Below are 9,305 nucleotides of genomic sequence, written 5' to 3'. Positions count from 1 at the left end.
GCGACCGATCCGGGGCCAGCTGGTTCGAGTCCCCGCGCCCGCCGCAGGCGCGGTGGTGCGGGGCGAGGGCGTCTATGCAACCCCTGGGGCCGAGATGGTGTTTGGGGCCACCATGGAGACCGGGGTTGATGATGCGACCGCCGACCCGGCGGCGGCCGCGCCGCTAAGGGCGGCGGGGCTCAGGCTGTTTCCGGGTCTGGCGGACCATGACTGGCGCGCCGAGGCTGGCGTCAGGGCGGCGACGCCGGACGGACTGCCGCTCGTCGGTCCGGACGGTCCGGGCGTCTTCGTCGCGGCCGGCGCGCGGCGCAATGGGTGGCTGCTGGCGCCGCTGGTCGCGGATGTGATCTGTGCCTACGTCATGGGGAGCGATCCAGGGCCGTTCGCAGCCCGGCTCGATCCGGTACGGTTTCGGGAGAGGGCATGAACGGCTTCTGGCTCACTGATGAACAGCAGGCGATCCGCGACAGCGTCTCCCGGCTCTGCGAGCGGTTCGATGCGGCCTACTGGCGCAAGACCGACGAGACCGGCGTGTTCCCGGAAGACTTCGTGGCGGCGATGGCGGAGGCCGGCTGGCTGGGTGTGGCGATGCCCACGGAGCTGGGCGGCGCCGGCCTGGGCCTGACCGAGGCGGCCATCATCATGCAGGCGGTGGCCGAGAGCGGCGCGGGCTTCTCCGGCGCCAGCGCCATCCATCTCAACATCTTCGGCCTGATGCCGGTGGTGAAGTTCGGCTCGGAGGAGCTTCGGCGTGCGGCGATCCCCCGGATCATCTCGGGCGAGGACAAGACCTGCTTCGCCGTGACCGAGCCGGACGCGGGGCTCGACACCACCAGCCTGAAGACCCGCGCCGTGCGCACCAACGACGGCTACGTGATCTCCGGCCGCAAGATGTGGACCACCAACGCCCAGCGCGCCACCAAGATGCTGATCATCGCCCGGACCACGCCAAAGACCGAGGTGAAGCGCCCGACCGAGGGGCTGTCGCTCTTCTACACCGACTTCGACCGCACCCGGATCACCGCCACGCCGATCCCCAAGATGGGCCGCAAGGCGGTGGAGTCGAACGCCGTCTTCATCGACGATCTGCACGTCCCGGCCGAGCATCTGGTCGGTGAGGAAGGGCAGGGGTTCCGCTACCTGCTGGAGGGCCTCAACGCCGAGCGGGTGCTGATCGGCGCCGAGGCGGTGGGCCTGGGCCGGGCCGCCCTGGGCCGCGCCGCCGCCTACGCGAAGGATCGCGTGGTCTTCGGCCGCCCCATCGGCCAGAACCAGGGCGTCGCCCACCCGCTCGCCCGGGCCTGGGCCGAGCTGGAGGCCGCCAATCTGATGGCCTTCAAGGCCGCCGCCCTGCACGACGCCGGCCGCGACTGCGGCGCCGAGGCCAACGCGGCCAAGTACCTGGGCGCCGAGGCGGGCTTCAACGCCTGCGAGGCCGCGGTGATGGCCCATGGCGGCATGGGCTACGCAAAGGAGTTCGACGTCGAGCGCTACTTCCGCGAGGCCATGATCGCCCGTATCGCGCCGGTCAGCCGCGAGATGATCCTCAACTACATCGCCGAACGCGTCCTGGGCCTGCCCAAGAGCTATTAGGAACCACGGAACTCACGGAAGGGACGGCGCGGAGCGCCGTCGAAGAGTTGAACCGCAGAAAGCGCAGAACGGCTCGTGATCGCGCATGATCCGCCGCTAGGCGGCGTTTTCCGTGTTTTCGGTGCGTTCCGTGGTTCCATTCCGCGTCTTCAGCGGTGTTCTTCCAGGATCACTGAAACGCCCCGTTAACCATGTTGGGGCACTTCCCGGGCATGGCGGTTTCCGGCATCCGCGCCGTGGTGGAGGGCGCCATCCAGCGCGCCTCGAAGGCGACGGGCGTCGACTTCGGCTTCCTGATGAAGACCGCCGCGCGGGAGAGCAGCTTCAATCCCCGCGCTCAGGCCTCCACCTCCTCGGCGGCCGGCCTCTTTCAGTTCGTCGACCAGACCTGGCTCGCCACCCTGAAACAGCACGGCGCCCGCCACGGATACGGCGACTACGCCGCGCGCATCGAGCGCGGGTCGGACGGCCGCTACCGGGTCGATCCCGAGGCCCGCCGTGCGGTGATGGATCTCAAGCTCGATCCCCACGCCGCCTCCCTGATGGCCGGCGAGCTGGCCTCGGATCACGCCGCCTATCTGTCCGGTCGCGTCGGCCGCGCGCCGACGGCGGGCGAGCTGTACGCCGCCCACTTCCTCGGCCCCCAGGGCTCGGCGCGTCTGATCCGGGCGGTGGAGAGCCAGCCCGGCGCCAGCGCGGCGAGCCTGTTCCCGGAGGCGGCCCGCGCCAACCGCTCGATCTTCTATCGCGACGGCCGCGCGGCGACGGTCGGCGAGGTTTACGCCAATCTGACCCGCACCGGCGGCGCGGGTCAGGCCGTGGGCCCCGCGGACTCCCCCGCCGCCAGCGACGGCTACATCCAGTTCGCCGGCGGCGACCGCGCCGCGCGCCTCGCCCGTCAGGAAGCCCTGGTGGCCATGATCCTGGGCCGCGACGGCCCGGAAACCTCCGGACTGGGAGGAGACGGCGCCTCCGGCGTCGCCGGTTCCCTCTTCACCAGCGAGATGCTGAAACTGCTGCAGGACAGCCGCGACGCCTGACATTACGGGGACACTATACCGATTTGCTCCCGCCCTCTGCAGGGTCCGACCCTGACGACATCGCAACGCGTCCAAGTTGTTCCGTATTTGTTCTTTACACCCCCACCCCTCCACGCTACGATCTCGCCCCCCCAAACCTCGCCGCGTCTCCCCGCGCGGCCAGCCCCGAGATGTCGCAGCATGGAATCCGCCGCCACTGATTTTCTTGAGGAAAACCCCGAAGAAAACCGCTCTTACGTCCAGCATTCGCGACATCTTGAGGACGAAATCTGCCGCCGGACCGCCGCCGGAGAGTCCCTCAGCTCCATCTGTGGAGGCGAGGGGATGCCCTCGCGCCGAACCGTTCAGCGGTGGGCGGAGGACATCCCCGCCTTCGACCAACGCTTCCGCCAGGCCCGCCTCGCCGGCGCCCGGCCGGTCTCGGGCAAGTCGCCCGGCTATACGCCCGAGATCGCCGACGCCATCGTCGTCCGCGTGGCGGAGGGCGAGCGCATCGACGACATCCTGCGCGATCCCGAAATGCCCTGCCGCGCCAGGCTCTACACCTGGATGTCCCGCCACCCCGAGTTCGCCCAGGCCCTGGTCCTGGCGCGCGAGGCCGAGGTCGACCGCCTCGCCGACGAGAGCTGGATCATCGCCCGGTCGGCCCGGCCCGAGACTGCACGCCTGGCCGCGGTCCAGCTCGCCCACCTGCGTTGGCTGGCCCGGGTCCGTGCGCCGCGGGTCTATCACCAGCGCCCGGTCGAGCCGCCGCGCAGCGCCCGGCCGCCGCTCGATGTTGTCATGGTGCGGTGGGAGACGGAGGTCGACTCCGCCACCGGCATGGTGCGCAGCGTCAGCTTCAAGGCCGATCCCCGCACCGGCGGCGTCCAGGTCAAAGCCACCGGCGCGTGGCACAAGCCCGCTTACCCCATCGGCCACTGGCTGACGCCCGACCACGCCGCTCAGAACGCGCCCCTGATCCGAAACTTCGGCTCCGGGTGCGAAGTTGAGCACGTGCCGGTCGAACCGCCGGAGCCCGGCGAGCGTCGGTCACGGGGTTGGGTCTGACCGCGCTACCCCGCCGCGCCGGCCGCCAGCATCGCTTCGATCCGGGCCTCATCGTAGCCGAGTTCGGCCAGCACCTGGCGGGTGTGTTCGCCCAGGCGGGGCGCGGCGGGCCGGTGGTCGGCGTCGGCGCCGGGAAAGCGCACCGGCGCGGCCGGCGAGCGGTAGGTTCCCCCCTGGCCGTCGTCGATCTCGACAAAGGCGCCCGCTGCGATGGCCTGCGCGTCCGAGGCCACGTCACCCGGGGTCTGGAAGGGCGCCCAGACCAGATCGGCGGCGTCGAGGCGGCGGGCGATCTCGTCGAAGGGCAGGGCGCGGAACCCCTTGTCGAGTTCGACAACCAGGTCGCGGGCGTTCTGGCGGCGGGCCTTGCCCGAGGCGAAGCGGTCGTCGGTGATCAGGTCCGCTCGGCCGGCGGCGGTGACAAAGGCTTCCCAGCCGCCGCTGGCGCCGCGCGGGTTGTGCACGAACCAGCGACCGTCCGAGCTCTGGTAGTAGTTGGCGATGGCGTTGATCGGGTTCTCGCGCGGGCGTCCCGAGGCCACGCGGCCGAGCTTGAGCTGCACCGCCATGTCCGAGCTCATCAGATAGACGCCCGAGACCAGCAGCGAGGTCTGGACCAGACGGCCCTGGCCGGTGCGGTTGCGCTCATAGAGCGCCGCCAGGATGCCCGAGACCGTGGCCAGAGAGGTGGCGTGATCGCCCACGCCGGAGGTGCGCAGGAAAGGCTCGGCGCCCTTGGGCGCGGTCATGTAGCCCAGCCCCGAACGGGCCCAGAAGGCGGTGACGTCGAAGCCGGGCAGGTGGGCCTCGGGCCCTTCGAGGCCGTAGCCGGTGATCACCGCATAGACCAGCCGGGGATTGGCCGCCCGCAGGGTCGCGTCATCCAGGCCGTAGCGCTTGAGCGACACCGGCCGGACATTGGTCAGAAACACGTCGGCCTCGGCCGCCAGCTTGGCCAGCGCCTCCCGGCCCTCGGGCTTGGTGATGTCGAGCACCACGCCGCGCTTGCCCCGGTTGTCGACGTCGAAGGTGGGGTTGGAGCCCAGCGGATTGGCCAGATCCTGGAAGACGTGGCGCATGGCGTCGCCGCCCGGCCGCTCCACCTTGATCACCTCGGCTCCCCAGTCGGCGAGGATGCCCGCCGCGCCGGGACCGGCGATATAGGCCGAGAAATCGACCACCTTCAGACCTTCAAGAACCAAGACCACGCCTCCCTGCCAACGCCCCAAACTAGCACCTCGCCGCCACGTCAGGCGCGGTCCAAGAACAAGAACTTAACCGGAGCCCTCCCTGACAACCTCTCGTTAAGGCGGGCCCGGCGATTCTGGGGACCGAGGGCGGTGCTTCGCGCGCGCTCTTCGAGGCTGGCGTCTGGGGCAGGGGCGATGGCGACGACACGATCGGCGCTGACAGATGCGGACATCCGCTGCCTGGTGAAGGGCGCGAGCCCTGACGAGCGGGCCGCGGCCGCGCGCAAGCTTTGCCGTTCCATCGACACCGCACCCTTGAGCGACGCCGACCGCGAGCTGGCGGGCGAGATCCTGCGGGTGATGGCGGCCGATGCGGCCGAGCGCGTGCGGCAGGCGATCTCCGAGACTCTCAAGGCCTCACCGTTGGTGCCCCATGACGTGGCCCTGGCCTTGGCCAAGGACGTGGAGAGCGTCTGCCTGCCGATGCTGAGCTTCTCGCCGGCGTTCAGCGATGCGGACCTGACCGAGATCGTCCGGCTGGGCGGACCTGTGCGCCAGGTGGCCATCGCCCGCCGGCCGGAGCTGTCGCCGACCGTGACGGCCAGCTTCGCCGAGCACGGCTGTGAGCGCGCGGTGACCGTGGCCTGCGCCAACCCCGGCGCCCGGTTCGATGCGCCGGACATGGCCCGGATCATCGATCGCTTCGAGACCTCGGAGCGGGTGCTGGCGGCGATCGCCTATCGCAGCGTGCTGCCGCTGGCGGTCAGCGAAAAGCTGATCGGCCTCGTGGGCGATCAGGTGCGGGCGCACCTGGTGACGCATCATGGGGTGGATCCCCGGGCGGCGGACGCCTTCGCGACCGGCGCGACCGACCAGGCGACCGTGGACCTGATCGATCAGGCGTCGCGCGCCGACGACGTGCGCGGCTTTGTCGCCGATCTGGCGGCTCGAAATCGGTTGTCGGCCACCTTCCTGCTCCGGGCCCTGGCCCACGGTCAGATGGCGGTGTTCGAGTGGGGCGTGGCGGAACTGTCGGGCGTGCCGCACCATCGCACCTGGCTGATGATCCACGACTCCGGGCCGCTGGGGCTGAAGGCGATCTATGAGCGCGCGGGGCTGCCGGCGCGGATGTTCCCTACCTTCCGGACGGCGGTGGACACATTCCACGACCTGTCTCTCGACGGCGGGGCGCGGGACCGGGAGCGTTTCCAGGCGCGCATGCTCGAGCGGGTGCTGACCCATCCCGAGGCCAATGTGCGGGAGGACGCGGACTATCTGCTGTCGCGCCTGTCAGTCGCGGGGACGGCGCACTGATCCCGGGGGTGGACTTCCGCCCGGTCACCGTCGCAGGCTTGAGATCATGAGCGAAGCCCGACAACCCGCCGAAGTCCGCCCCGCCGGAACCATCCTGCTGCTGCGGGATGCGCCGGAGTTCCAGGTCCTGATGGTGAAGCGCCATCACCAGATCGACTTCGCCTCGGGCGCCCTGGTGTTTCCGGGCGGCAAGACCCATGCGGGCGACCATGACCCGTCCTGGGCGGATCACTGTCTGGGCTGGGACGACCACGACGTCGACCAGCGGGCGCTGCGGATCGGATCGATCCGGGAGGCCTTCGAGGAGGCGGGGATCCTGCTGGCCGAGCGCCTTGACGGCGCGACGTTCGGCGAGGCCTGCGATCCCGAGGTGCGCGCGGCGGTTGACCGGGGGGAGCGGGCGTTTCTGGACGTGGTTCGCGAACTGGGCGTGCGTCTGGACCTGAACGCGCTGACCGTCTTCGCCCGCTGGATCACGCCGACGATGATGCCCAAGCGCTTCGACACCTGGTTCTATGCGGTGCGGGCGCCGGACGATCAGGTGGCGGCCTGCGACGGCCGTGAAACGGTGGACGCGGAGTGGATCTCGCCCGCCGAGGTGCTGCGGCTGGAGAAGTCCGGCGAGCGGACGGTGATCTTTCCCACGCGGATGAACGTGCAGCTGCTGGCCGAGGCCGAAAGCGCCGCCGACTGCGTGGCGCGCGCAGACGCCCGCACGCTGGTCACAGTGCTGCCGGTGGTTGAGGACCGGCCGGACGGGCGCGTTCTCGTGCTGCCGTCCGATGCGGGCTACGGTGTGGTGGCCGAACCGATGAGCCGCATCGGGGGATAGCCCCCCTCAGTGTGCCCGGATCTTGGCCTCTTCGGCGGGGCCGATGTCGAGCATGTCGGGCATCACGGCGTTGTAGGCCGGCGTATGGCCCAGATCGACGACGACGCTGCGGTGGCCTTCCCACATCATGTGGACCGCCACATAGAGCACGATGGCGAGGCCTACGAAGCCGATCCAGCGATAGCGATGCAGCAGGCGCGCGATCCAGGTCGCGGCGACACCCATCAGTGCGATCGACAGCACCAGGCCGAACACCAGAATGGCCGGATGCTCCCGCGCCGCGCCGGCCACGGCCAGCACATTGTCGAGCGACATGGAGACGTCGGCGATCAGGATCTGCAGGAAGGCGGCCCGGAAGGTCTTGGGCTGACGGCCGGCGATGGCGGCGGAGGGCTCGGTCGACGGGTCATCGTCCAGCACCGCCTCGGCGGCGGTTTCGTCGTCCTGGGCCTGGTCGCGCAGCTCGCGCCACATCTTCCAGCAGACCCACAGCAGCAGGATGCCGCCGGCGAACAGCAAGCCGACGATGCCCAGAAGCTGGGTGGTGATCAGGGCGAAGCCGATCCGCAGGACGACTGCGGCGATCAGGCCGTAGAGGATGGCCTTGCGGCGTTGCTCCTGGGGCAGCCCTCCGGCGGCGAGGCCGACCGCGACCGCATTGTCGCCGGCCAGGACCAGGTCGATCATCAGAACCTGGAGAAGGGCCGACATGGCACCGGGCGTGAATAGGCTGTCCAACATCCACGCTTCAATGCGTCAGGCCGGCCCAGCCTGCAACCATCGAACGCGCCTCCGCGGACGGGGAAAGCTCGGTGTCCAACCCCCGTCGCCCGCCGCGACGTGTCACCTCAAGCGGGGCTGAGCCGCCGGAAGCGTTGCGAACGGATGGCCGCGCCCACGGCGCCGAAGCCGAGGATCAGGAGGGCCCAGGTGAAGGGCGCGGGCGTCTGTACCGGGCCGCACGCGGGCTTAGTCGCCGACCGCTGGGCTTTGTCAGCGGGGTCTGGAGGCTTCGTATAGGGCTATCGCGGCGGCGGCTGAGACGTTCAGGCTCTCGAAGCCGCCCGGCATTGGGATGGAGGCCAGAGCCTCGCAGCGTTCGCCGACCAGTCGGCGCAGGCCTTCACCTTCGGAGCCGAGCACCAGCACGGTGGGGCCGCCGTCCAACGCTGTAGCAAGACTGAGATCGGCCTCTCCAGCCAAGCCGACGCTGCGCCAGCCGGCTCTGGCGAGGTCGTCGAGCGCGCGGGACAGGTTCACAACCCGCGCCACCGGCACATGCTCGATCGCTCCGGCGGCCGCCTTGGCGAGCGCGCCCGAGAGCTTGGGGGCGTGGCGATCCTGCAGGATGAGGCCAGCGGCGCCAAAGGCCGCCGCCGAGCGCAGGATCGCGCCGACGTTCTGAGGATCGGTCACCTGATCCAGCATAAGGAGCACGGCCCCGGGTGCGGGCGCGAAGTCGGCCAGCTCGACGTCGGGTAGATTCCCGGGACGTAGCGCGACGCCCTGGTGCACCGCGCCCTGCGGGAGAATCAGACCTATGGCGTGGGCCTCGGCGGGCTCGAGCGCCCTCTGGCGACCGTGGGCGGCTTCGATCTGGCGGGCGCGGTCCGGAGTCGCCAGGAGGCGCATGAGCGGCCCTCGGCGCGGATTGCCAAGTGCGGCGGATACCGCGTGCCAACCCCAGATCCAGTCATCCTCCGGAGGACCGCCGGAGCGCTCCGAACGCCCTTTCGGACGGAACCTGTGGCCCGGCTTTGCTCCCGCTTTTCCTGCGGGGCGGGTGTCGTTGCGTTCGGAGTTCGAGGCCACTATAAGACGCGCTCCGATTTGGGACCCCCTCGGTGGGCCGCCGCTTTTGGACCGCGCGAGAGGCCGAAACAAGCCCCGCCCGAGCCAAATGGCCCGGCCCGCCGGATGGCCCGGGTCGGCGCCGAGCGCGCTGGGGGAATGTCCCGAGTGGCAAAGGGGGGGGACTGTAAATCCCCTGCTGTAATGGCTTCGTAGGTTCGAGTCCTACTTCCCCCACCACGCGCCGGAACGACTGAACCACGAGGCGATGGGCGACCCACCATTGGTTGGCGGGTATAGCACAATGGTAGTGCAGCAGCCTTCCAAGCTGAGGATGCGGGTTCGATTCCCGCTACCCGCTCCAGCGCCTTGATCCCGTAGCTCAAGTTAAGTCGGCAGGACCCTGATGGCCAAAGAGAAGTTCGAACGCAACAAGCCGCACTGCAACATTGGCACGATTGGTCACGTTGACCATGGGAAGACGACGTTGACGGC

At 69.9% G+C, this 9,305-nt stretch carries 10 protein-coding genes, 2 tRNA genes and 1 pseudogene; 9 read left to right on the top strand and 4 right to left on the bottom strand.

Translation table 11 applies throughout. The annotated features are described in order from the left end of the window. From ACIQ3R_RS11135 to ACIQ3R_RS11120, 4 genes are all read left to right on the top strand, one after another. On the top strand, positions 1 to 427 hold a 427-nt coding region (locus ACIQ3R_RS11135; RefSeq protein WP_397418447.1), incomplete at its 5' end, for an NAD(P)/FAD-dependent oxidoreductase. Beyond that, positions 424 to 1,593 carry an acyl-CoA dehydrogenase family protein gene (locus ACIQ3R_RS11130; RefSeq protein WP_397418445.1) on the top strand — a complete coding sequence of 390 codons (1,170 nt, stop codon included), beginning with the start codon at positions 424 to 426 and terminating at the stop codon, positions 1,591 to 1,593. The genes ACIQ3R_RS11135 and ACIQ3R_RS11130, both read left to right, overlap by 4 nt. Before the next feature lie 212 nt (positions 1,594 to 1,805). Then, positions 1,806 to 2,633, top strand: coding sequence for a transglycosylase SLT domain-containing protein (locus ACIQ3R_RS11125; RefSeq protein ID WP_397418443.1), 828 nt, complete (start codon positions 1,806 to 1,808; stop codon positions 2,631 to 2,633). 180 nt (positions 2,634 to 2,813) lie between these two features. Continuing rightward, entirely contained in the window at positions 2,814 to 3,683 is an 870-nt protein-coding gene (locus ACIQ3R_RS11120; RefSeq protein WP_397418441.1) for a hypothetical protein, read from the top strand. 5 nt (positions 3,684 to 3,688) lie between these two features. On the opposite strand, the gene ACIQ3R_RS11115 is transcribed toward ACIQ3R_RS11120, so the two are convergent. Beyond that, on the bottom strand, positions 3,689 to 4,885 hold the full coding sequence (locus ACIQ3R_RS11115; protein WP_397418439.1) for a CaiB/BaiF CoA transferase family protein: 1,197 nt from the start codon (positions 4,883 to 4,885) through the stop codon (positions 3,689 to 3,691). Positions 4,886 to 5,068: 183 nt separating this feature from the next. Between ACIQ3R_RS11115 and ACIQ3R_RS11110 the strand changes: the two genes are divergently transcribed. Both ACIQ3R_RS11110 and ACIQ3R_RS11105 read left to right on the top strand, forming a co-directional pair. Further along, positions 5,069 to 6,187, top strand: a complete 1,119-nt coding sequence (locus ACIQ3R_RS11110; RefSeq protein ID WP_397418437.1) for a DUF2336 domain-containing protein — start codon at positions 5,069 to 5,071, stop codon at positions 6,185 to 6,187. Positions 6,188 to 6,233: 46 nt separating this feature from the next. Beyond that, the gene (locus tag ACIQ3R_RS11105; protein ID WP_397418435.1) at positions 6,234 to 7,019 is read left to right on the top strand and encodes an NUDIX hydrolase; all 786 of its coding nucleotides are present in this window, start codon (positions 6,234 to 6,236) and stop codon (positions 7,017 to 7,019) included. A gap of 6 nt (positions 7,020 to 7,025) precedes the next feature. On the opposite strand, the gene ACIQ3R_RS11100 is transcribed toward ACIQ3R_RS11105, so the two are convergent. The 3 genes and pseudogenes from ACIQ3R_RS11100 to ACIQ3R_RS11090 form a co-directional block, all read right to left on the bottom strand. Further along, positions 7,026 to 7,760 (bottom strand): TerC family protein, encoded by a 735-nt coding sequence (locus ACIQ3R_RS11100; RefSeq protein WP_397418433.1) that lies wholly within the window; start codon positions 7,758 to 7,760, stop codon positions 7,026 to 7,028. Between the two features lie 107 nt (positions 7,761 to 7,867). After that, positions 7,868 to 7,957, bottom strand: a pseudogene (locus tag ACIQ3R_RS11095) (PEPxxWA-CTERM sorting domain-containing protein); the annotation flags it as partial. Positions 7,958 to 8,012: 55 nt separating this feature from the next. Then, complete coding sequence (locus tag ACIQ3R_RS11090) at positions 8,013 to 8,651, bottom strand: 23S rRNA (guanosine(2251)-2'-O)-methyltransferase RlmB (RefSeq protein WP_397418431.1); 639 nt, start codon at positions 8,649 to 8,651, stop codon at positions 8,013 to 8,015. Positions 8,652 to 8,963: 312 nt separating this feature from the next. Between ACIQ3R_RS11090 and ACIQ3R_RS11085 the strand changes: the two genes are divergently transcribed. From ACIQ3R_RS11085 to ACIQ3R_RS11075, 3 genes are all read left to right on the top strand, one after another. Further along, positions 8,964 to 9,050 (top strand) — tRNA-Tyr (locus tag ACIQ3R_RS11085). Positions 9,051 to 9,100: 50 nt separating this feature from the next. After that, a tRNA-Gly gene (locus ACIQ3R_RS11080) sits at positions 9,101 to 9,174 on the top strand. A 42-nt stretch (positions 9,175 to 9,216) separates the two neighbouring features. After that, the coding region (locus tag ACIQ3R_RS11075; RefSeq protein ID WP_304700188.1) for a GTP-binding protein at positions 9,217 to 9,305 on the top strand (89 nt) is incomplete at its 3' end.

Origin of the sequence: Phenylobacterium sp. (assembly GCF_044371015.1) — a bacterium.
GTDB lineage: Bacteria > Pseudomonadota > Alphaproteobacteria > Caulobacterales > Caulobacteraceae > Phenylobacterium.
Note: the sequence above shows the minus strand (reverse complement) of the source record. Positions and strands in the feature narration are given on the sequence as shown.

What these genes read in the sequence shown, in the direction of transcription:
- ACIQ3R_RS11090 (WP_397418431.1), bottom strand. Translation starts at nt 8,651, where the DNA reads ATGCGCCTCCTGGCGACTCCGGACCGCGCCCGCCAGATCGAAGCCGCC.
- ACIQ3R_RS11125 (WP_397418443.1), top strand. Translation starts at nt 1,806, where the DNA reads ATGGCGGTTTCCGGCATCCGCGCCGTGGTGGAGGGCGCCATCCAGCGC.
- ACIQ3R_RS11130 (WP_397418445.1), top strand. Translation starts at nt 424, where the DNA reads ATGAACGGCTTCTGGCTCACTGATGAACAGCAGGCGATCCGCGACAGC.
- ACIQ3R_RS11120 (WP_397418441.1), top strand. Translation starts at nt 2,814, where the DNA reads ATGGAATCCGCCGCCACTGATTTTCTTGAGGAAAACCCCGAAGAAAAC.
- ACIQ3R_RS11110 (WP_397418437.1), top strand. Translation starts at nt 5,069, where the DNA reads ATGGCGACGACACGATCGGCGCTGACAGATGCGGACATCCGCTGCCTG.
- ACIQ3R_RS11105 (WP_397418435.1), top strand. Translation starts at nt 6,234, where the DNA reads ATGAGCGAAGCCCGACAACCCGCCGAAGTCCGCCCCGCCGGAACCATC.
- ACIQ3R_RS11100 (WP_397418433.1), bottom strand. Translation starts at nt 7,760, where the DNA reads ATGTTGGACAGCCTATTCACGCCCGGTGCCATGTCGGCCCTTCTCCAG.